Annotated in this window: 16 protein-coding genes; 9 read left to right on the top strand and 7 right to left on the bottom strand. The window is 61.6% G+C overall.

Features of this window, described 5'->3' with window-relative positions; translation table 11 throughout:
* The first annotated feature begins 131 nt into the window (after positions 1 to 131).
* The gene (gene macA, locus ABTW55_RS03385; RefSeq protein ID WP_060419764.1) at positions 132 to 1,247 is read left to right on the top strand and encodes a macrolide transporter subunit MacA; all 1,116 of its coding nucleotides are present in this window, start codon (positions 132 to 134) and stop codon (positions 1,245 to 1,247) included.
* Positions 1,247 to 3,193 (top strand): macrolide ABC transporter ATP-binding protein/permease MacB, encoded by a 1,947-nt coding sequence (gene macB / locus ABTW55_RS03380; RefSeq protein WP_060419761.1) that lies wholly within the window; start codon positions 1,247 to 1,249, stop codon positions 3,191 to 3,193. Before macA ends, macB begins: the two co-directional genes overlap by 1 nt.
* Positions 3,194 to 3,280: 87 nt before the next feature.
* Here the strand turns inward: macB and cspD are convergent, their stop codons facing one another.
* Positions 3,281 to 3,502 carry a cold shock-like protein CspD gene (gene cspD / locus ABTW55_RS03375; protein ID WP_004928349.1) on the bottom strand — a complete coding sequence of 74 codons (222 nt, stop codon included), beginning with the start codon at positions 3,500 to 3,502 and terminating at the stop codon, positions 3,281 to 3,283.
* 355 nt (positions 3,503 to 3,857) lie between these two features.
* Here cspD and clpS point away from each other — a divergent pair, with 355 nt between their 5' ends.
* Together clpS and clpA are read left to right on the top strand one after the other, a co-directional pair.
* Positions 3,858 to 4,178, top strand: a complete 321-nt coding sequence (gene clpS, locus ABTW55_RS03370) for an ATP-dependent Clp protease adapter ClpS (RefSeq protein WP_004928347.1) — start codon at positions 3,858 to 3,860, stop codon at positions 4,176 to 4,178.
* Positions 4,179 to 4,205: 27 nt separating this feature from the next.
* Complete coding sequence (gene clpA, locus ABTW55_RS03365) at positions 4,206 to 6,485, top strand: ATP-dependent Clp protease ATP-binding subunit ClpA (protein WP_060419756.1); 2,280 nt, start codon at positions 4,206 to 4,208, stop codon at positions 6,483 to 6,485.
* A gap of 205 nt (positions 6,486 to 6,690) precedes the next feature.
* Here the strand turns inward: clpA and infA are convergent, their stop codons facing one another.
* From infA to trxB, 5 genes are all read right to left on the bottom strand, one after another.
* Positions 6,691 to 6,909: a translation initiation factor IF-1 gene (gene infA / locus ABTW55_RS03360; RefSeq protein ID WP_002211347.1), complete on the bottom strand. Its 219-nt coding sequence runs from the start codon at positions 6,907 to 6,909 to the stop codon at positions 6,691 to 6,693.
* A gap of 105 nt (positions 6,910 to 7,014) precedes the next feature.
* A complete protein-coding gene (aat, locus tag ABTW55_RS03355; protein ID WP_033637838.1) occupies positions 7,015 to 7,740 on the bottom strand; it encodes a leucyl/phenylalanyl-tRNA--protein transferase in 726 nt (241 codons plus the stop codon).
* 29 nt (positions 7,741 to 7,769) lie between these two features.
* Positions 7,770 to 9,509 (bottom strand): cysteine/glutathione ABC transporter ATP-binding protein/permease CydC, encoded by a 1,740-nt coding sequence (gene cydC, locus ABTW55_RS03350; RefSeq protein WP_060419753.1) that lies wholly within the window; start codon positions 9,507 to 9,509, stop codon positions 7,770 to 7,772.
* Between the two features lie 2 nt (positions 9,510 to 9,511).
* Positions 9,512 to 11,278 carry a cysteine/glutathione ABC transporter permease/ATP-binding protein CydD gene (gene cydD / locus ABTW55_RS03345; RefSeq protein ID WP_319864466.1) on the bottom strand — a complete coding sequence of 589 codons (1,767 nt, stop codon included), beginning with the start codon at positions 11,276 to 11,278 and terminating at the stop codon, positions 9,512 to 9,514.
* 240 nt (positions 11,279 to 11,518) lie between these two features.
* Positions 11,519 to 12,490 carry a thioredoxin-disulfide reductase gene (trxB, locus tag ABTW55_RS03340; RefSeq protein WP_060419740.1) on the bottom strand — a complete coding sequence of 324 codons (972 nt, stop codon included), beginning with the start codon at positions 12,488 to 12,490 and terminating at the stop codon, positions 11,519 to 11,521.
* Positions 12,491 to 13,144: 654 nt separating this feature from the next.
* Between trxB and lrp the strand changes: the two genes are divergently transcribed.
* The 5 genes from lrp (at position 13,145) to serS (ending at position 20,994) form a co-directional block, all read left to right on the top strand.
* A complete protein-coding gene (gene lrp, locus ABTW55_RS03335) occupies positions 13,145 to 13,639 on the top strand; it encodes a leucine-responsive transcriptional regulator Lrp (protein ID WP_004928318.1) in 495 nt (164 codons plus the stop codon).
* 120 nt (positions 13,640 to 13,759) lie between these two features.
* A complete protein-coding gene (locus ABTW55_RS03330) occupies positions 13,760 to 17,428 on the top strand; it encodes a DNA translocase FtsK 4TM domain-containing protein (protein ID WP_060419737.1) in 3,669 nt (1,222 codons plus the stop codon).
* A 198-nt stretch (positions 17,429 to 17,626) separates the two neighbouring features.
* On the top strand, positions 17,627 to 18,238 hold the full coding sequence (gene lolA / locus ABTW55_RS03325) for an outer membrane lipoprotein chaperone LolA (protein WP_019454555.1): 612 nt from the start codon (positions 17,627 to 17,629) through the stop codon (positions 18,236 to 18,238).
* Positions 18,239 to 18,305: 67 nt separating this feature from the next.
* On the top strand, positions 18,306 to 19,592 hold the full coding sequence (locus tag ABTW55_RS03320) for a replication-associated recombination protein A (protein ID WP_060422224.1): 1,287 nt from the start codon (positions 18,306 to 18,308) through the stop codon (positions 19,590 to 19,592).
* Between the two features lie 109 nt (positions 19,593 to 19,701).
* Positions 19,702 to 20,994, top strand: coding sequence for a serine--tRNA ligase (gene serS / locus ABTW55_RS03315; protein WP_033637847.1), 1,293 nt, complete (start codon positions 19,702 to 19,704; stop codon positions 20,992 to 20,994).
* A gap of 51 nt (positions 20,995 to 21,045) precedes the next feature.
* Here serS and ABTW55_RS03310 read toward each other — a convergent pair whose 3' ends face one another.
* On the bottom strand, positions 21,046 to 21,411 hold the full coding sequence (locus ABTW55_RS03310; protein WP_060419734.1) for a DUF1801 domain-containing protein: 366 nt from the start codon (positions 21,409 to 21,411) through the stop codon (positions 21,046 to 21,048).
* Positions 21,412 to 21,464: the final 53 nt, after the last annotated feature.

Raw genomic sequence — 21,464 nt, 5'->3', positions numbered from 1 at the left:
ATGCTGAACTGTAACCAGGCGTGTCTCCACATTGTGTTGAGCTAAGGTTTAGTTATTCCCTACGGTGCGTGCTAATTTAGCTCCGCCGCCGCAATGGGCGGTTGATATTCACAAGCACAGGCAGGTCAATTTTGACAGGGTTTACGGGACATAAACGCCGCTGGATACTCGTTCTGGCGGTCATTGCGGCGATTGCCGCGGCGGCCGTTTGGCACTTTCGCCATCCGGCGCCAACCGATTTCAAAACGGTGAAAGCCAGCAAACGCGATCTGCAGCAGAACGTGTTGGCGACCGGCCAGCTGGACGCGGTGCGCAAGGTTGACGTCGGCGCGCAGGTCAGCGGGCAGTTGGAAAAGCTGTATGTCGAGATCGGCGACAAGGTGAAGAAAGGCCAGTTGCTGGGCGTTATCGATCCGCAACAGGCGCAGAACAGCATCCGCGAAGGCGAGGCGACGCTGCGTGAACTGCATGCGCAACTGCTGCAGGCGCAGGCCGAACAGCAGCTGGCGGCGGTCACGCTGCAGCGCAACCAGGCGTTGGCCAAGCTGCAGGCGGTGTCGCGCCAGGATCTGGATCAGGCGGCGACGCAGCTGGCGGTGAAGAAAGCGCAGGTGGGCACCATCAATGCGCAGATCGCGCGGAACCAGGCCAGCCTGGATACCGCCAAGATCAACCTGGCCTATACCCGCATCGAGGCGCCGATGGATGGCGACGTGGTGCAGATCACCACGCTGCAGGGCCAGACGGTGATCGCGGCGCAGCAGGCGCCGAACATTCTGACGCTGGCGGATCTCGGCACCATGCTGGTGAAGGCGCAGGTGTCGGAGGCCGACGTCATCAACCTCAAGCCGGGTCAGAAGGCCTGGTTCACGGTGCTGGGCGATCCGACCCGGCGCTTCGACGGCGTGCTGAAAGACATTCAGCCGACGCCGGAAAAGGTCAACAACGCCATCTTCTATTATGCGCGTTTCGAAGTGCCCAACCCGGAAAGGCTGCTGCGCTTACAAATGACGGCGCAGGTGCATATTCAGTTGGCCGGCGTCGAGCAGGCGCTGGTGATCCCGCTGGCGGCGCTGGGCGATCAGATCGCCGACAATCGCTACCACGTCTCGGTGCTGAAGCAGGGCAAGGAAGAGAAGCGCGAGGTGGCTATCGGCCTGCGTAACAATATCGACGTGCAGATCCTCAGCGGCCTCGAGGCGGGCGATGAGGTGATCGTCAGCCGCGGCGGCGTGGAGGCCGGCTGATGGCGGCGCTGTTGCAGCTGAGCGGCATCCGCCGCAGCTACCGTTCCGGTGAGCAGACGGTGGAGGTGCTGAAGGGGATCAGCCTGAGCATCGACGCCGGTGAAATGGTGGCGATCATGGGGGCCTCCGGCTCCGGCAAATCGACGCTGATGAACATTCTCGGCTGTCTGGACAAGCCGAGCGCCGGCGTGTATCGGGTGGCCGGGCAGGATGTGGCGACGCTGAGCGACGATGCGCTGGCGCAGCTGCGGCGCGAGCATTTCGGCTTTATCTTTCAGCGCTATCATCTGCTGCCGCACCTGAGCGCAGCGCACAACGTCGAAGTGCCGGCGGTGTACGCGGGGCTGGGCAAAGCGGCGCGGCGCGAGCGGGCGGAGGCGCTGTTGCGGCGTCTGGGGCTGGGGGAGCGCGTCAACTACCGGCCGAGCCAGCTTTCCGGCGGCCAGCAGCAGCGCGTCAGCATCGCCCGCGCGCTGATGAACGGCGGGCAGGTGATCCTGGCGGATGAACCGACCGGCGCGCTCGACAGCCACTCCGGCGAAGAGGTGATGGCGATCCTCAAACAGCTGTGCGCCCAGGGCCACACGGTGATCCTGGTGACCCACGATCCGGCGGTGGCGTGCCAGGCGGAGCGGATCATCGAGATCCGCGATGGCGAGATCATCGCCGATTCGCGTCCGGCACAGCAGGAGAATGCGCAGGCCAAGCCGCTGGCGCTGGCCACTGCGGCACCTTCCTGGCGGCAGGTGGGCGGCCGTTTCCGCGAGGCGCTGGTGATGGCCTGGCGTGCGATGGCGGCCAACAAGATGCGCACCGCGCTGACCATGCTCGGCATCATTATCGGCATCGCCTCGGTGGTGTCGATCCTGGTGATCGGCGATGCCGCCAAGCAGATGGTGCTGGCGGACATTAAATCTATCGGCACCAACACCGTCGATATCTATCCCGGCAAGGACTTCGGCGACGACGATCCGACCTACCGGCAATCGTTGAAATACGGCGATCTCGATGCGCTGCGCGAACAGCCGTACATCAGCGCGCTGTCGCCGAGCATCAGCAGCAGCATGCGGCTGCGCTTGGGCAACGTCGACGCGGCGGCCAACGTCAACGGCGTCAGCGAGCAGTTCTTCCGCGTGTACGGCATGAGCTTTACCCAGGGCGTCGGCATCGACTCGATGCAGGTACAGTCGCAGGCGCAGACGGTGGTGATCGACGCCAATACCCAGCGGCGGCTGTTCCCGCACCAGAAGAACGTGGTGGGCGAGGTGATCCTGGTAGGCAACATGCCGGCGACGGTGGTCGGCGTGGCCAAGGAGAAGCAGTCGATGTTCGGCAGCAGCAAGACGCTGAACGTGTGGGTGCCTTACAGCACCATGGCCAACCGATTGATGGGCAACAATTATTTTGACTCGATCACCGTGCGCATCCGCGACGGCTACGACAGCAAGGAAGCGGAACAGCAGCTGTCGCGCCTGTTGACGCTGCGCCACGGCAAGAAGGACTTCTTCACCTATAACATGGACAGCCTGGTGCAAACCGCCGAGAAAACCACCCGCACGCTGCAGCTGTTCCTGACGCTGGTGGCGGTGATTTCGCTGGTGGTCGGCGGCATCGGCGTGATGAATATCATGCTGGTGTCGGTGACCGAACGCACGCGCGAGATTGGCATCCGCATGGCGGTGGGCGCCCGTTCCGGCGACGTGTTGCAGCAGTTCCTGATCGAAGCGGTTCTGGTCTGCCTGGTGGGGGGCGCGCTGGGGATTACGCTATCGTTCGCCATCGGCCTGGCGGTGCAGCTGGTATTGCCGGGCTGGCAGATCAGCTTCCCGCCGGCGGCGTTGCTGAGTGCGTTCCTCTGTTCCACCGGCATCGGCGTGGTGTTCGGCTATCTGCCGGCGCGCAATGCCGCGCGGCTGAATCCGATCGATGCGCTGGCGCGCGAGTAGGTAACAGGCATAAAAAATGCCAGTCACACGGCGGCTGGCATTTTTATCGCAGTCACGCTCAGTGCAGCGCGACTTTGCCGGAAGCGTTTAGGACAGCGCCTCGCTTTCCACCGGCACAATAAGACTGGCATGGTTCCCTTTCGGCCCTTGATGCACGTCGAAGCTGACCTGCTGGCCCGCCTTCAACGTTCTGTAACCATCCATCTTGATGGTGGAATAATGCGCGAAAATATCTTCGCCGCCGCCGGCTGGGCAGATGAAGCCAAAACCTTTGGCGTTGTTAAACCATTTAACAGTACCCGTCTCCATGCTTTTACATCCCTCGCAACGCTATTTTAAGTGAGATGAATAACTGATTTCGCACCCGCCGTGGGCGGGTAGCAGGGTGGACAAGGGGTGGTTAAAAGACCACCAGCCACGAATTTACACTCTAGAGCAAATGATCGGGGCGTCAAGGGATCGGCTTTTGTCGGCGGGGAGCAGTTCACCAAAGTTTGAAGCAGGTAACGCTATTGCCACGATTCAGTCACAATTGGCCCGTTTTTTTGCGCACGTTACAGTGCGGCGGGACGATGCCGAAGATGATAAAATAGTAACTATCCCCACTTTGAATAACCGAAACCTGCCCCCATATCTGAGGGCAGAGCAGAGAAGATGAGCAGCGATGGGCAATAACAACGACTGGCTAAACTTTGAACACTTGGCCGAAGAAAAACAAATCGATGCGGTAAAACCGCCGTCTATGTATAAAGTTATACTTAACAACGACGATTACACACCGATGGAATTTGTGATTGACGTTCTGCAAAAGTTCTTTTCTTATGATATTGAACGCGCAACGCAACTGATGCTCACGGTCCACTATCAAGGCAAGGCGATCTGTGGTGTTTTTACCGCCGAGGTGGCGGAAACCAAAGTCGTCCATGTGAACCGGTACGCAAGGGAGAACGAGCATCCGTTGCTTTGTACGCTGGAAAAAGCCTGAATAAGGCAATCTATTGGGGAGGTGCTTATGCTCAATCAAGAACTGGAACTCAGTCTCAACATGGCTTTCGCCAGGGCGCGTGAGCACAGACACGAGTTTATGACCGTGGAGCACCTGTTGCTGGCGTTGCTGAGCAACCCTGCCGCGCGAGAAGCGCTTGAGGCATGTACGGTGGATCTGGCCGCGTTGCGCCAGGAGCTGGAAGCCTTCATCGAACAAACCACACCGACGCTGCCCGCCGGCGAAGAAGAGCGCGACACTCAGCCGACGCTCAGCTTCCAGCGCGTGCTGCAGCGCGCGGTCTTCCATGTGCAATCTTCCGGCCGCAGCGAAGTGTCCGGCGCCAACGTGTTGGTGGCCATCTTCAGCGAGCAGGAGTCGCAGGCGGCCTATCTGCTGCGCAAACACGACGTCAGCCGTCTCGACGTGGTGAACTTCATTTCACATGGCACGCGTAAAGACGAGCCGGGCCAAGCGCCGAATGCGGAAAACCCGGTGAACGAAGAGCAGTCCGGAGGGGAAGACCGTATGGAAAACTTCACCACCAACCTCAATCAGTTGGCCCGTGTGGGCGGCATCGATCCGTTGATCGGCCGCGATCGTGAGCTGGAGCGCGCGATTCAGGTGCTGTGCCGCCGTCGTAAAAACAACCCGCTGCTGGTCGGCGAATCCGGCGTCGGCAAGACCGCCATCGCCGAGGGCCTGGCCTGGCGTATCGTGCAGGGCGACGTGCCGGAAGTGATGGCGGACTGCACGCTGTATTCGCTGGACATCGGTTCACTGCTGGCCGGCACCAAATACCGCGGCGACTTCGAGAAGCGCTTCAAGGCGCTGCTCAAGCAGCTGGAGCAGGATCAGAACAGCATTCTGTTCATCGATGAAATTCACACCATCATCGGCGCCGGCGCGGCTTCCGGTGGGCAGGTGGATGCCGCCAACCTGATCAAACCGCTGCTGTCGAGCGGCAAGATCCGGGTGATCGGCTCGACCACCTACCAGGAGTTCAGCAACATCTTCGAAAAGGATCGTGCCCTGGCGCGCCGTTTCCAGAAGATTGACATCACCGAGCCGACGGCGGAAGAGACCGTTCAGATCATCAACGGCCTGAAGACCAAGTATGAAGCGCACCACGACGTGCGTTATACCGCCAAGGCGATCCGCGCCGCGGTGGAGCTGTCGGTGAAATACATCAACGATCGTCATCTGCCGGACAAGGCGATCGACGTGATCGACGAGGCGGGCGCCCGCAGCCGGTTGATGCCGGCCAGCAAGCGCAAGAAAACCGTCAACGTGGCCGATATCGAATCCGTGGTGGCGCGCATCGCTCGTATCCCGGAGAAAACCGTGTCGGCCAGCGATCGCGACGTGCTGAGAAACCTGGGCGATCGCCTGAAGATGCTGGTGTTCGGCCAGGATCAGGCGATCGAAGCGCTGACCGAAGCGATCAAGATGAGCCGCGCCGGCCTGGGCCACGAGCGCAAGCCGGTCGGTTCCTTCCTGTTCGCCGGGCCGACCGGGGTCGGGAAAACCGAGGTGACCGTACAGTTGGCCAAGGCGATGGATATCGAGCTGCTGCGTTTCGACATGTCCGAGTACATGGAGCGGCATACCGTCAGCCGTCTGATTGGCGCGCCTCCGGGCTACGTCGGTTACGATCAGGGCGGGCTGCTGACCGATGCGGTGATCAAGCATCCGCATGCGGTGGTGCTGCTCGATGAGATCGAGAAGGCGCACCCGGACGTGTTCAACCTGCTGCTGCAGGTGATGGACAACGGCACGCTGACCGACAACAACGGCCGCAAGGCGGACTTCCGCAACGTGATCCTGGTGATGACCACCAACGCCGGGGTGCGGGAAACCGAACGCAAATCGATCGGCCTGGTGCAGCAGGACAACAGCACCGACGCGATGGAAGAGATCAAGAAGGTGTTTACGCCGGAGTTCCGCAACCGTCTGGACAACATCATCTGGTTCAACCATCTGTCTACCGAGGTGATCCAGCAGGTGGTCGACAAGTTTATCGTCGAACTGCAGGCGCAGCTGGATGCGAAGGGCGTCTCGCTGGAAGTGAGCGACGAAGCGCGCGACTGGCTGTCGGTGAAGGGCTACGACCGCGCGATGGGCGCTCGTCCGATGGCGCGCGTCATGCAGGAAAACCTGAAGAAACCGTTGGCCAACGAACTGCTGTTCGGCTCGCTGGTGGGCGGCGGCTCCGTGAAGGTCGAGCTGGACAAGGACAAGAAACAGCTGACCTACCACTTCCTCAGCGCCGCCAAGCGCAAGGCGGACGAGGGCGCGGTGCACTAAGGCCGCCTTCAGGCAAAGAAAAAGCGATGCTTCGGCATCGCTTTTTTTATGGGTGAGATTCACCGTACAACAGAAACGAGTGAGCCCTCTCAGTTTACCTGCGCACCTGCAACCCGTTGTGTAACGTCGCTGCGGGGGTAAACGGAAAGGGCTCCCGAGGGATTACATCCTCGATGCCGCCAACGTGTGGCGCGCGGTGAGCCGATTAACGGCTACGGAAGACAATGCGGCCTTTGCTCAGGTCGTACGGGGTCAGCTCTACAGTGACTTTGTCGCCCGTCAGGATGCGGATATAGTTTTTACGCATTTTACCGGAGATGTGTGCGGTTACCACGTGCCCGTTTTCCAATTCAACGCGGAACATGGTGTTCGGCAGCGTATCAAGAACGGTGCCCTGCATTTCAATATTGTCTTCTTTGGCCATCGAATCCTCTAGGTCTAACTACCTTAGTTTTTAACCGGCAAGATAATGCCGAAAAACCCCCATTATGTAAAGATGTGTCGGTGAACATTGCACCGTTTCCACCAATTAGTTTACTGGAGAGGGCGGTTCAGCCGGCTGTGGGGATATGACTTGCGGCTCCCAGCACGCCGGCGCCAAAGGCCGCCGTTGAAGGGTGCTGAGCTGCTGCAAAAATTGACGGCGCGGAATTTCACGCGCGCCAAGGCGGGCAGTGTGAGCGTTCAGCACCTGGCAGTCAATCAATTCCCCGCCATAAGCGGCAAAATGGCGGCAAAAGGCCATCAATGCGCATTTTGAGGCGTTGGTGACGCGGCTGAACATCGATTCGCCGCAGAACAACGCGCCCTGCGCCACGCCATACATGCCGCCGACCAGTTGATTATCCTGCCATACCTCCACCGAGTGCGCGTAGCCGAGGCGGTGCAGATGCTGATAGGCGCGCTGCACCTCCGGGCCGATCCAGGTGCCTTCATCCGGCCGGTGGGCGCAGGCGGCGATCACCGCGGCGAAGTCGTGATTGAGCGTGATGCGAAACGGATCGTGGCGCAAAAAGCGTTTCAGGCTGCGGTTGAGATGAAACTCTGTCGGGAACAGCACCGCACGCGGATCGGGCGACCACCACAGGATGGCTTCCCCCGGCGAATACCAGGGGAAGATGCCGCGCTCGTAGGCCGCCAGCAGCCGCGGCGCCGTCAGGTCGCCGCCGATAGCCAGCAGGCCGTTAGGGTCGCGCAGGGCGCTTTCAGGCGAGGGGAACGCCAGCGACTGTGGGGAAAGCTTCACGATGCGCATACGGGGTCTCTGCGTCCTCTACGGGCCGATTACGGCGCCAGGTTGCTGATACGGTTGCGAAAGCGGGCATAGCGGCCCTGCCGGCGCATCAGGGTGGCGTGATCGCCCTGTTCGACAATCCGGCCGTCGTCCATTACGCAAATGCGGTCGAGATGCTCCAGGCCGTACAGACGGTGCGTCACCAGGATCAGCGTCTTACCCTGACAATGCCGGCGCAGCAGCGCCAGGATCTGCTGCTCGGTTTCGGCGTCCAGCCCTTCAGTCGGTTCGTCGAGCAGCAGCAGCGGGGCCGGGTGCAGCAGCGCGCGGGCGATGCCCAAGCGGCGCTGTTCGCCGCCGGACAGCTGCCGGCCGCCTTCGCCCAGCCAGGCGTTCAGCCCGCCGTCGCTGTCCAGCAATTTATCCAGCCCCACCTGCCGCAGCACCTCGCTCAGGCGAGCGTCGTCGGCATCCGGCGCGGCCAGCCGCAGGTTTTCCCGCAGCGTATCGCTGAAGATATGCACCCGCTGGCTGACGACCGTGGTCATCCGACGCAGCGTGGCTTCATCATAATCCTCCAGCGGTTCGCCGTTGAGCAGAATTTTTCCGCCGTCGGTGCGCCAGGCGCGGGTCAGCAGCTGCAGCAGGGTGGACTTGCCGCAGCCGGTGCGGCCGAGCAAAGCGATGTGTTCGCCGGCCGCGACCTCGAGCGTGACGTCGCGCAGCACCGGCTGCGGTTGGTCGGGGTAGGTGAAGCTCAGCTGCTGCAGGCTAAGCTGAGCCCGATCGGCGGCGGCCGGGCCGGCGGCCGGGAAGGTGACCTCCGGCTGACGATCGATGATCTGCTTGACCCGCGTGGCGGAGGCAATGACCTGGCCGAGGTGCTGGAAGGCGCCGGCGACCGGCATCAGCGCTTCGAACGACGCCAGCGCGGCGAAGACAAACAGCGCGATCAGCGCGCCGGGCTGGGTATCGCCGCCGATGCCGGCGGCGGTCAGCCACAGCAGCAGCGTTACCGTCAGCCCGCTGGCGAGGATCATCAGCGCCTGCGCCATGCCGCTTAGCGAGGCCTGCTGCCACTGGCGGCGTTGCCACCGCTGTTCGGTGGCGTTCAGCGTCTGGCGGAAGTCGTTGACGGCGCCGAACACCACCAATTCCGCCTGCCCCTGCAGCCAGGCGGTCAGGTCGGTGCGGTATTGGCCGCGCAGCGCGGTAAGCTGGCCGCCGATCGGCTTGCCGGCGCGATAAAACACCGGCGGCACCAGCAGCAACAACAGCAACAGGATGCCGCCCAGCGTCAGGGCGAGTGCAGGATCCAGCCAGCTCAGGCCGTAGGTGACCACCAGGATCACCACCGCTGCGCTGATCAGCGGCGAGATCACCCGCAGATAAAGATGATCCAGCGTGTCCACGTCCGCCACCAGGCGGTTGAGCAGCTCGGCCTGGCGGAAACGGGCGATGCCGCCCGGCGTCAGCGGCAGGATCTTGCTGAAGGTGAACACCCGCAGATGCGACAGCACGCGGAAGGTGGCGTCGTGGCTGACCACGCGCTCGGCATAGCGCCCGGCGGTGCGGAAGATCGCCGCGCCGCGCACGCCGGCGGCCGGCAGCATGTAGTTAAAGGTCAGCAGGCCCGCCAGTCCGGCCAGCGACGAGGCGGCCAGGAACCAGCCGGAGAGCGCCAGCAGGCCGATGCTGGCCAGCAGAGTGACGATCGCCAAGAGGATGCCGAGGCTAATCAGCAGGCTATGGCGGCGGTACAACGCCAAAAACGGCAGCAAAACGCGCATGATTAAAGCTCCCCGCGGCGATGGGCGATCAGAGTGGCGAACAGGCCCGGCTGGGCGCTGAGGGTGGCGTAATCGCCCTGTTGCACGATGCGCCCGTTATCCATCACCCAAATCTGATTGTAGTCTTCGGTGTCTTCCAACTGGTGCGTCACCAGCAGGGTGGTTTGCTGATGCGAAGCGGCGTTCAACGCCTGCATCACCCGCTGCTCGCTGTGGGCATCGAGGCTGGCGGCCGGTTCATCCAGCAGCAGCAGGCGGCGCGGGCCGATCAGCGCCCGGGCGACCGCCACGCGCTGCGCCTGGCCGACCGACAGGCGGGCGGCGTTGTCGCCCACTTCGGTGTCGAGCCCCTGCGGCAGATAAGGGAGCAGTTCGCTGACGTAGGCGTGTTCCACCGCCTGCTGCAGCTGCGCTTCGTCGGCCTGCGGGCAGCCCAGCAGGATATTGGCGCGCAGGGTTTGCGCCGGCAGGTGCGGGTTCTGACCGACCCAGCTCAGCTGCTGGCGCCAGTTTTCTGCGGACAGGTCACGCAGCTCGACGCCGTTGACGGTCAGCGATCCGCGATAGGGCAGGAAGCCGAGCAGCAGATTCAGCAGCGAGCTTTTACCGGCGCCGCTCAGCCCGACCAGCGCCACGCGCTGCTGCGGTTGCAGGGTGAAGCTCAGCGGCCCGGCCAGCAGTACGCCGTTCGGCGACAGGATTTCCAACGCGTTCGCCTGCAGCGTCAGCGGTTGATCGGCGGGCAGTTGCCGCGTGCCGTTGCCCATCTGCTCGCCTTCGGCGCTGAGGAAGGTTTCCAGCGCTTCCGCCGCGCCGACCGCCTGCGCCTTGGCGTGGTAGAAGGTGCCGAGATCGCGCAGCGGTTGGAAAAACTCCGGCGCCAGAATCAACACCAGAAAACCGGAAAACAGCGTTACCCCGAGGCCGTAGCTGCCGAAATTGAGTTCGCCGAGGTAGGAAAAGCCGAAGTACACCGCCACCACGGCGATGGAGATCGAAGCGAAGAACTCCAGCACGCCGGAAGAGAGGAAGGCCATGCGCAGCACTTCCATGGTGCGGCTGCGGAAGTCTTCGGAAGATTTGGCGATCTGCGCGGTTTCGGCCTGCGCGCGGTCGAACAGCCGCAGGGTGTCCAGGCCGCGCAGGCGGTCGAGGAAGTTGCCGCTCAATCGCGCCAGCGCCACGAAGTTGCGGCGGTTGGCGTCGGCGGCCCCCATGCCGACCAGCGCCATGAACAGCGGGATCAGCGGCGCGGTCGCCAGCAGAATGATGCCTGCGGCCCAATTGATCGGGAAGACGGCGATCAGGATCAGCAGCGGGATGAAGACCGCCAGATACATCTGCGGCAGATAGCGCGAGTAATAGTCCTGCATATCCTCGATCTGCTCGACGATGATGCTGGCCCAGCTGCCCGCCGGTTTGCCCTGGATCCAGGCCGGCCCGAGCTGCTGCAGCTTATCCAGCACCTGTTGGCGCATGCGCTGGCGGATCACCTGGCCACACAGGAAACCGACCCGTTCCCGCAGCCAGCTCAACAGCGCCCGCAGCGCGAACGCGGCGGCCAGCCAGATAAACGAAGGGATCAGCTGTTCGCGTGGGGTATGCTCGATGATCAGGGCGTGCAGCAGGCTGGCCAACAGCCACGCCTGCGCCACGATCAGCAGGCCGCTGAACAGCCCCAACAGCATGGAAAGGCGCAACCAACGCTGCGCTAACGAACTCTGGGTTTTAAGCCAACGGGTTAACTGTTGCTGTCTGGTTTTTTTCATCAGATATGCGTCTGCGTCGCCGGCGCCCGTTTGTTACGGGCTGGGTTAACGTACTGTTAAATAATAGTGTTTGGCGCAATCGGCGACAAACAAGCGAGGCCCCATGTTACCTCGTCACCCGGCAGACTGAAAATAATAAAGCGGCCAAATGTGGCTATAACAGACGCGAGAAGGGGAGTGCGGAGGGGGGAAACAAAAAAAGCGGCTCGAGAGCCGCTTTTTGCTTATGAAGAGAACGTTTTAGCAGACTTCTGCGCCGGCGATGCCGTCCAGGTAACGCTCCGCGTCCAGCGCCGCCATACAGCCGGTGCCGGCGGAGGTGATCGCCTGGCGGTAGATGTGATCCATCACGTCGCCCGCGGCGAACACGCCGGGGATGGTGGTTTGGGTCGCATTGCCGTGAATGCCGGACTGCACTTTGATGTAGCCGTTTTCCAGCTCCAGCTGGCCGCCGAAGATGCCGGTGTTCGGGCTGTGGCCGATGGCGATGAACACGCCGGCCAGTTCCAGTTCACGGGTTTCGTTTTCCGCTTTGGTGCTGCGGATACGCACGCCGGTCACGCCCATTTCATCGCCCAGCACTTCGTCCAGCGTATGGTCGGTGTGCAGCACGATGTTGCCGCTTTTCACTTTTTCCATCAGCCGGTCGATCAGGATCTTCTCCGAGCGGAAGCTGTCGCGGCGGTGGATCAGGTGAACCTCGGCGGCGATGTTGGACAGGTACAGCGCTTCTTCAACGGCGGTGTTGCCGCCGCCGACCACCGCGACTTTCTGGTTGCGGTAGAAGAAGCCATCGCAGGTCGCACAGGCGGAAACGCCTTTGCCCTTGAAGGCCTCTTCGGAAGGCAGGCCAAGATAGCGGGCGGAGGCGCCGGTCGCGATGATCAGCGCGTCGCAGCTGTATTTGCCGCTGTCGCCGAACAGGCGGAACGGACGCTGCTGCAGATCGACGCTGTTGATGTGATCGAAGACGATTTCGGTCTGGAACTTCTCCGCATGCTCGCGCATGCGCTCCATCAGCGCCGGACCGGTCAGGCCTTCGGCGTCGCCCGGCCAGTTTTCCACTTCAGTGGTGGTGGTCAGCTGGCCGCCTTGTTCCATACCGGTGATCAGCACCGGGCTCAGGTTGGCGCGCGCCGCGTAAACGGCGGCGGTGTAACCGGCCGGGCCGGAGCCCAGAATCAGTAATTTGCTATGTTTAGCCGTGCCCATGAATAACCTCTTTATTCCACAATGGCGGACAATGAAGCCGATTGTAGGGAAAATGACGCAGTAAAAAAAGCGCCGGGCGACGTTGTTAACGATTTGTATGATAGTTGTCGCCTATTAATGCACCCGCTGTCGGCAAATCGTACGCCGAACGCAGAAATTTACCTTATCAAAGTCGCATTAGGCCGCTGAATCGCCAAGCGCGCAAAAACGGCGCATTCTGCGACTTAGGCCGCTCCCTGCCGGGGTTTATCTGCCAGCGATTCATAACCAAAAATGGGATGCAGACTTTTCGTGACGGTACGTTGTTCTGATTTTGCTTCTTTTACTTTGACAATCCGCTGCGCATTTGCGAAAACATCATAGGAAGAAGAAATTATCCCCGTAACACCAGCAAATCGTACGTATTTGCGCCGCGAGGCGGCAATGCGCGGTGGATGTGCGGAGCAGGGCGCGCAAGCGTTTGCTGATTTTTTCTCGACCTTAACGTCGTTACCGGCGCCGCGTGGGGTTGGACAGACAGGCTGCGCGGCGTGGAATGATGGTAGTGAAGAAGCATATGACAGGCATCGGGTCTTCGCTTGGAACGAACCCTTACACATTGACGTTGGCTAGGGTGTGGCAAGTGCACGGAAGAAAATAAGAGAGACAATAATAATGGCAGACAACAAGAAACGCCCGGGTAAAGATCTTGACCGTATCGACCGCAACATCCTGAATGAGCTGCAGAAGGATGGGCGTATTTCGAACGTCGAGCTTTCGAAGCGCGTGGGGTTATCCCCGACACCATGTTTGGAACGCGTGCGCCGTCTCGAGCGCCAGGGTTTCATTCATGGCTATACCGCATTGCTTAACCCGCATTATCTGGATGCGTCCCTGCTGGTTTTCGTGGAGATCACGCTGAACCGCGGCGCGCCGGATGTGTTTGAGCAATTCAACTCGGCAGTGCAGAAGCTTGAAGAGATTCAGGAGTGTCATCTGGTTTCCGGTGATTTCGACTACCTGTTGAAAACCCGCGTACCGGACATGTCGGCTTACCGTAAACTGCTGGGCGAAACCTTGCTGCGTTTGCCGGGGGTCAACGACACCCGTACCTACGTAGTGATGGAAGAAGTGAAACAGAGTAACCGTCTGGTTATCAAAACACGGTAAGGTGCAGGTGCAAAACCTGATTAAATTGGTTACACTCCTGTTTATTCATACAGTTTCGGCGCCGGGGAAGCTTCTCGGCGCTGTTGCTATGTCAGCTAACAGGAACCTGGAGAGCCTTTCTTGAGCCAGGAATATACAGAAGATAAAGAAGTTACCCTGAAAAGACTCAGCAGTGGCCGGCGTTTGCTGGAGGCTGTGCTTATCGTGGTAGCGATTTTTGCCGTTTACCTCATGGCTGCGCTGGTCAGTTTCAACCCGTCTGACCCAAGCTGGTCGCAGACCGCGTGGCATGAGCCGATTCACAACTTGGGCGGCGGTGTTGGGGCCTGGTTGGCCGACACGCTGTTCTTCACCTTCGGGGTGCTCGCCTACGCGATACCACCGATCATGCTGGTCCTGTGCTGGGCGGCCTATCGCCAACGGGCCAACAGAGACTACGTCGACTATTTCGCGCTCTCCCTGCGCCTGATCGGCACCCTGGCGTTAGTGCTTACCTCCTGTGGGCTGGCGGCGCTGAACGTTGACGATCTCTATTACTTCGCTTCCGGCGGCGTGATCGGCAGCCTGCTGAGCAACGCCATGTTGCCATGGTTCAACGGCATCGGCGCCACGCTGGCGCTGCTGTGCGTGTGGGCGGCGGGGCTGACGCTGTTTACCGGCTGGTCCTGGCTGGTGATCGCCGAGAAGATCGGCGGGGCGGTGCTGGGCGTCGCGACCTTCATGACCAACCGTTCGCGTCGCGAAGCGCGTTATTTCGAGGATGACGAGCGTTACGTTGACGACGAGCCTGAGCAGGCAGGGAAGGGTGCCGCCGCAGCGGTTGCCGCGACCGCCGCCGGAGCCGCGGCCGCCGATGACGACGTGTTGTTCTCTGCGCCTTCGGTCACTGAAAGCGCCAAAGAGGCGGCGGAAGACGCCGCCGATCCGTTGCTCAGCGGCCTGCGAGCCGACGATGCTGAGGTTGAAGCCGACGCCGCGCCAATCGCGCCGGTGGTTTCGCCTGCACCGGCGGTGAAGGCAGCGATCCACGAGCCCGTTGCAGCGCCGATCGCCGCTCAGGCGCCGTCGGTAACGGTGGCGCCGGCCGCGCCGGCCTCGGTCAATCAGCACCCGGTGAGCGCCCCGGCGCAAGACGCCACGCCGCCGCTGTACTCCTTCGAAATTCCGGAAGAAACGCCTGCACCGAAGGCGACGCGTCCTGTCGATCCTTATCAGGATGACGATGAGCCGCGTCTCGGCAATTGGCAAGAGCCGGCTGCGCCGCAGCCGCCGGCGCGTTCTCCCTTTGATTTTACCGCCGCGCAGCGCGACAGCGCCGACGTCAGCGGAGCGGGTGGTTTCAGCGCTTCCGGTGCCAAGCCACAGCTGGATACGGCAGCCGCTGCCGCTGCGGGCGCCGCAGCGGCGACCTTCATGCCGGCCTTCACGGCCACCAGCGACGGCAATCCGCAGGTTAAGCAGGGCATCGGCCCTGAGCTGCCGCGGCCGAACCCGGTGCGCATCCCGACCCGTCGCGAGCTGGCTTCTTACGGCATCAAGCTGCCTTCGCAGCGTGCGGCCGAGCAGGAACAGCGCCAGGCGGATCCTCAGCAGCCGACGGCGGTGAGCCCGCAGGAAGAAGAGGCGCTGCAGGAAGCCGCGCTGCGTCAGGCGTTTGCCGAGCAGCAAAGCCAACGCTACGGCGAAAGCTACGCGCCGGAGCAACAAGATGACGAGAGCGCCCTGCAGGAAGCCGAGCTGAGCAAGGCGTTTGCCGAGCAGCAGAACCAACGCTACGGCGAAGGCTATCAACAGGACGACGAAGAGGCGCTGCAAGAAGCCGCGCTGCGCCAGGCGTTCGCCGAGCAGCAGCAGGCGCGCTACGGCCAGCAAGCGGCTGCTCCGCAAGCGCCGGCCGCCAGCCCGGTGGATACCCGCAATGCTTTCAGCTTCTCGCCGATGGCGGATCTGGTGGATGATGGCCCGAGCGAGCCGATGTTCACGCTGTCTCCGCAGCTTGAAGAGCGCATTGAACAGCAAAGCGAGCAACAGGACGACGTGCCGTTCGGCCAGTTTGAGCCTGCGGCGCCGGTTGCCCAACCTCAGCAACCGCACTCGCAGCCTCAGCAATACCAGCAGCCGCAGCAACAGCAGTATCAACAGCCGTCGCAGCAGCAGTATCAACAGCCGTCGCAGCCATATCAGCAGCCACAGCAACCGGTGCAGCAGCAGCCTCAGCAAACTCAGGCCGAGCAGCATCCGGCGATGGACAGCTTGATTCACCCGTTCCTGATGCGCAACGATCAGCCGCTGCAGAAGCCGACCACGCCGCTGCCGACGCTGGATCTGCTGACCGAGGCTCCGAAAGAGGTAGAACCGGTCGACTCCTTCGCGCTGGAACAGAAGGCGCGTCTGGTGGAGGCCAGCCTGGCCGATTACCGCGTGAAAGCCGACGTGGTAGACATCCTGCCGGGGCCGGTCATCACCCGCTTCGAGCTGGATCTGGCGCCGGGCGTTAAAGCGGCGCGCATTTCCAACCTGTCGCGCGATCTGGCGCGCTCGCTGTCGACTTCGGCGGTGCGCGTGGTAGAAGTGATCCCCGGCAAGCCTTACGTCGGTCTGGAGCTGCCGAACGCCAAGCGGCAAACGGTGTACCTGCGCGAAGTGCTGGATTGCCCGGCCTTCCGTGACAACCCGTCGCCGCTGTCCATCGTATTGGGTAAGGACATCTCCGGCGAGCCGGTGGTGGCCGATCTGGGCAAAATGCCGCACTTGCTGGTCGCCGGTACCACCGGTTCCGGTAAGTCGGTCGGGGTCAACGCCATGATCCTGAGCATCCTGTATAAAGCCACGCCGAAAGAAGTGCGCTTTATCATGATCGACCCGAAAATGCTGGAGCTGTCGGTTTACGAAGGCATTCCTCACTTGTTGACCGATGTGGTCACCGATATGAAAGATGCCGCCAACGCGCTGCGTTGGTGCGTGGGGGAAATGGAACGCCGCTACAAGCTGATGTCTGCCCTGGGTGTGCGTAACCTGGCCGGCTACAACGAGCGCGTCGATCAGGCCGAAGCGATGGGGCGTCCGATCCCGGATCCGTTCTGGAAGCCGACCGACAGCATGGACATCACGCCGCCGGTGTTGGAGAAAGAGCCGTACATCGTGGTGATGGTCGACGAATTCGCCGATCTGATCATGACGGTCGGCAAGAAGGTCGAAGAGTTGATCGCTCGCCTGGCGCAGAAAGCGCGTGCGGCGGGTATCCATCTGGTGCTGGCGACCCAGCGTCCGTCGGTGGATGTGATCACGGGTCTTATCAAGGCCAACATCCCGACGCGTATCGCCTTTACCGTGTCGAGCAAAATCGACTCCCGCACCATCCTCGATCAGGGGGGCGCCGAGTCCTTGCTGGGTATGGGCGATATGCTCTATCTGGCACCGAACTCCTCGATTCCGGTGCGCGTGCATGGCGCATTCGTGCGCGATCAGGAAGTGCACGCGGTGGTCAAGGATTGGAAAGCGCGCGAGCGGCCCCAATATAAAGAGGGCATTCTCAGCGGCGGCGAAGATGGCGAGGGCGGTGCCGGCGGCGGTATGGACGGCGACGAAGAGCTGGATCCGCTGTTTGACCAGGCGGTGGATTTCGTGGTGGACAAACGCCGCGCCTCCATCTCCGGCGTGCAGCGCCAGTTCCGTATCGGCTATAACCGCGCGGCGCGCATCATCGAACAGATGGAAGCGCAGGGCATCGTCAGCGAGCAGGGGCACAACGGCAACCGCGAGGTGCTGGCGCCGCCGCGGCACGATTGATGGTCGTTTAGCCATTGCAATTCAATAAGAAAGGGCCGCTTAAGCGGCCCTTGTGCAAAGAAGCGTAAACCCGTTTCTTCTCGGAACATTGGCCTACCGGCCGATCGCCGGCTTCGGGTAAAGTAACGGGGTAAAGGGTTGATTTGACCCGCACGGCGTCGCCCTGCGGTTAACGCATTTCATAAGGTATCTGGAATAATGAAAAAACTGTTAGTTGCCTGCTGTCTGCTTTCGGGATTCGCTTCTACTTCCGTGCTGGCCGATGCCGCACAGGATCTGCAAAGTCGCCTGGCGAAGGTGAACAGTTTCCACGCCAGCTTCTCACAAACCGTGACCAGCGCCGACGGCGCCGCGGTGCAACAGGGGGAAGGCGAGCTGTGGGTGAAGCGCCCAAACCTGTTCAACTGGCATATGACCTCGCCCGATGAGAGCGTGCTGGTCTCCGATGGCCAGACCCTGTGGTTCTATAACCCATTCGTCGAGCAGGTGACGGCAACCTGGCTGAAGAACGCCACCGGCAATACGCCGTTTATGCTGATCACCCGCAATAATGCCAGCGACTGGAAACAGTACAACGTGAAGCAAAAGGGCGATGATTTCGAGCTGACGCCGAAGTCCGCCAGCGGCAACCTGAAGCAGTTCGCCATCAGCGTAACCAACAGCGGCACCATCCGCAGCTTCGCCGCGGTGGAGCAGGACGGCCAGCGCAGTTCCTACACGCTGAAAAGCCAGCAGAACGTCGCCGCCGATCCGGCCAAATTCAAATTTACCCCGCCGAAGGGGGTGACGCTGGACGACCAGCGCCAGTGAGGTGCAAGTGAGTAATAATCTGTCGCTCGATTTTTCCCAGAACGAGTTCCAGCCGTTGGCCGCGCGTATGCGGCCGACCACGCTGGCGCAGTATATCGGCCAGCAGCACCTGCTGGCCGCCGGCAAGCCGCTGCCGCGCGCCATTGAGGCCGGGCAGCTGCACTCGATGATTTTATGGGGGCCGCCGGGCACCGGGAAGACGACGCTGGCAGAGCTGATCGGCCGTTACGGCCAGGCGGATGTCGAACGGATCTCAGCCGTGACCTCCGGTATCAAGGAAATCCGCGAGGCGATCGAGCGGGCGCGGCAAAATCGCGACGCCGGCCGCCGCACCATCCTGTTCGTCGACGAAGTGCACCGCTTCAATAAGAGCCAGCAGGACGCTTTCCTGCCGCACATCGAAGACGGCACCATCACCTTTATCGGCGCCACCACCGAAAATCCGTCGTTCGAGCTGAACTCGGCGCTGTTGTCCCGCGCCCGCGTTTACCTGCTGAAGGCGCTGACCGCCGAAGATATCGGCCAGGTGCTGGATCAGGCGATGGGCGACAAGGCGCGCGGCTTTGGCGGCCAGAATATCGAGCTGCCGGCGGAAACGCGCCGCCTGCTGTCGGAGCTGGTGGGCGGCGACGCACGCCGGGCGCTGAACAGCCTGGAAATGATGGCCGACATGGCGGAGTTGGACGCCAAAGGCGTGCGGGTGCTGACGCCGGAGCTGCTGAAAGAAGTGTCGGGCGAGCGCAGCGCGCGCTTCAACAACAAGGGCGACCGTTATTACGATCTGATTTCCGCGCTGCATAAATCGGTGCGCGGCTCGGCGCCGGACGCCGCGCTGTATTGGTATGCGCGCATCATTACCGCCGGCGGCGATCCGCTTTACGTGGCGCGCCGTCTGTTGGCGATTGCCTCTGAAGACGTGGGCAACGCCGATCCGCGCGGCATGCAGGTGGCGATCGCAGCCTGGGATTGCTTCACCCGCGTGGGGCCAGCGGAGGGCGAACGCGCCATCGCGCAGGCGATCGTCTACCTGGCCTGCGCGCCGAAGAGCAATGCGGTTTACACCGCGTTCAAGGCCGCCATGCGCGACGCCAAAGAGCAGGCCGATTATGACGTGCCGGAGCACCTGCGCAACGCGCCGACCAAGCTGATGAAGGAAATGGGGCTGGGGGCGGAGTACCGCTACGCCCACGACGAACCCAACGCCTACGCCGCCGGCGAGAACTATTTCCCGCCCGAAATGGCCCATACGCGCTACTATCAACCGACCTCGCGCGGGCTGGAAGGGAAAATCGGCGAAAAGTTGGCATGGCTGGCTGAGCAGGATCAAAATAGCCCGACAAAACGCTACCGCTAGCGAGGCCGTTGCGGTAAGGTTAGCGGGTATCACTCTTCTTTTATGCGGCTATAAATCAGCCGCATAGAACAACAACACTTCTTTCAATAACAACAAGTACAGGATTAGCATGCTCGATCCCAATCTGCTGCGTAATGAGCTAGACGCAGTCGCCGTCAAACTGGCTCGCCGAGGCTTTAAACTCGATCTGGATCTGCTGCGTTCGCAGGAAGAACGTCGCAAAGTTCTGCAGGTAGAAACTGAAACGCTGCAAGCGGAACGCAACTCCCGATCGAAATCCATCGGCGCGGCCAAAGCGCGTGGGGAAGACATCGAGCCGCTGCGTCGCGAAGTGAACGAGCTGGGTGACAAGCTGGATGCCGCCAAGGCGGCGCTGGATGCGTTGCAGAGCGAGATCCGCGATTACGCCCTGACGCTGCCTAACCTGCCGGACGACGCCGTGCCGGATGGTAAAGACGACAGCGAAAACCTGGAAGTTGCCCGCTGGGGCGAACCGCGCCAGTACGACTTCGCGGTGCGCGATCATGTCGATCTGGGCGAAATGGCCGGCGGGCTGGATTTTGCCGCCGCGGTTAAGCTGACCGGTTCGCGCTTCGTGGTGATGAAAGGGCAAATCGCCCGCATGCACCGCGCGCTGTCCCAGTTCATGCTGGATCTGCACACCGAGCAGCACGGCTACCTGGAGGCCTACGTGCCTTACCTGGTTAACCACGCCACGCTGTACGGTACCGGCCAGCTGCCGAAGTTCGGCGAAGACCTGTTCCATACCCGTCCGCTGGAAGAAGAAGCCGACAGCAGCAACTACGCGCTGATCCCAACGGCGGAAGTGCCGCTGACCAACTTGGTGCGCGACGAGATCGTGGAAGAGGAAACTCTGCCGCTGAAAATGACCGCACACACGCCATGCTTCCGCGCGGAAGCCGGTTCTTACGGCCGCGACACCCGCGGTTTGATCCGCATGCACCAGTTCGACAAGGTCGAGATGGTGCAGATCGTTCGTCCGGAAGATTCGATGGATGCCCTGGAAGAGCTGACCGGCCACGCGGAAAAAGTGCTGCAGCTGCTGAACCTGCCTTACCGCAAGGTGCTGCTGTGCACCGGCGACATGGGCTTCGGCGCGTGCAAAACTTACGATCTGGAAGTGTGGCTGCCGGCGCAGGATACCTACCGCGAGATCTCGTCCTGCTCCAACATGTGGGACTTCCAGGCGCGTCGCATGCAGGCGCGCTGCCGCAGCAAAGCCGACAAGAAACCGCGTCTGGTTCACACGCTGAACGGCTCCGGCCTGGCGGTTGGCCGTACGCTGGTGGCGGTGCTGGAAAACTACCAGCAGGCCGACGGCCGCATTCAGGTGCCTGAAGTGCTGCGTCCTTATATGGGCGGCCTGGAATATATCGGCTAAACGGCAAACCACGAAAAAAGCGCCTGCGGGCGCTTTTTTTATGTCGAGAATTCAGTCTGGCGCCAGCGTATAAGCCTGTTGAAGGTAGTCCGCCAGATGCTTGCTTTTCACCTCGGCGGGCGAGTGGAGCTTGATGTGTCGCCGATACTGGCCGCTGCCTTCGAGCTGGTGATAACGATCTTCCAATCGGTAGCCGTGGCCGAACTCCACCGTGACGTGGTGGCGATAGGCGAAAACGCCGCAGAAAAATTGGCTATGCGAGAACATGATGCCGCCGTATTTGACCGACTCGGTGACGCCGTTGCCGCTCGCCGCAGCGATTCGCCGCACCTGCTGCACAATGGCCAGCAGGTCACCTTGCGTGCTGCCGATGTCCGCCAGCAGGGCCTCTACCGCCGCATCATTTGCCTGACTCATCTTGCCTCTCTGTCGTCAAATTCGCTCTGCGCTGAGCATAGCGCTTTTTCAGC

Source organism: Serratia sp. SM04, from assembly GCF_040280225.1.
Lineage (GTDB): Bacteria > Pseudomonadota > Gammaproteobacteria > Enterobacterales > Enterobacteriaceae > Serratia > Serratia sarumanii.
Note: the sequence above shows the minus strand (reverse complement) of the source record. Positions and strands in the feature narration are given on the sequence as shown.

Excerpts from the sequence above, each read along its gene's own strand:
- macB (WP_060419761.1), top strand. The coding sequence starts at position 1,247 with ATGGCGGCGCTGTTGCAGCTGAGCGGCATCCGCCGCAGCTACCGTTCC.
- lrp (WP_004928318.1), top strand. The coding sequence starts at position 13,145 with ATGGCAGACAACAAGAAACGCCCGGGTAAAGATCTTGACCGTATCGAC.
- lolA (WP_019454555.1), top strand. The coding sequence starts at position 17,627 with ATGAAAAAACTGTTAGTTGCCTGCTGTCTGCTTTCGGGATTCGCTTCT.
- cspD (WP_004928349.1), bottom strand. The coding sequence starts at position 3,502 with ATGGAGACGGGTACTGTTAAATGGTTTAACAACGCCAAAGGTTTTGGC.
- infA (WP_002211347.1), bottom strand. The coding sequence starts at position 6,909 with ATGGCCAAAGAAGACAATATTGAAATGCAGGGCACCGTTCTTGATACG.
- ABTW55_RS03310 (WP_060419734.1), bottom strand. The coding sequence starts at position 21,411 with ATGAGTCAGGCAAATGATGCGGCGGTAGAGGCCCTGCTGGCGGACATC.
- cydC (WP_060419753.1), bottom strand. The coding sequence starts at position 9,509 with ATGCGCGTTTTGCTGCCGTTTTTGGCGTTGTACCGCCGCCATAGCCTG.
- serS (WP_033637847.1), top strand. The coding sequence starts at position 19,702 with ATGCTCGATCCCAATCTGCTGCGTAATGAGCTAGACGCAGTCGCCGTC.
- clpA (WP_060419756.1), top strand. The coding sequence starts at position 4,206 with ATGCTCAATCAAGAACTGGAACTCAGTCTCAACATGGCTTTCGCCAGG.
- clpS (WP_004928347.1), top strand. The coding sequence starts at position 3,858 with ATGGGCAATAACAACGACTGGCTAAACTTTGAACACTTGGCCGAAGAA.
- trxB (WP_060419740.1), bottom strand. The coding sequence starts at position 12,490 with ATGGGCACGGCTAAACATAGCAAATTACTGATTCTGGGCTCCGGCCCG.
- aat (WP_033637838.1), bottom strand. The coding sequence starts at position 7,740 with ATGCGCATCGTGAAGCTTTCCCCACAGTCGCTGGCGTTCCCCTCGCCT.
- ABTW55_RS03320 (WP_060422224.1), top strand. The coding sequence starts at position 18,306 with ATGCGGCCGACCACGCTGGCGCAGTATATCGGCCAGCAGCACCTGCTG.
- cydD (WP_319864466.1), bottom strand. The coding sequence starts at position 11,278 with ATGAAAAAAACCAGACAGCAACAGTTAACCCGTTGGCTTAAAACCCAG.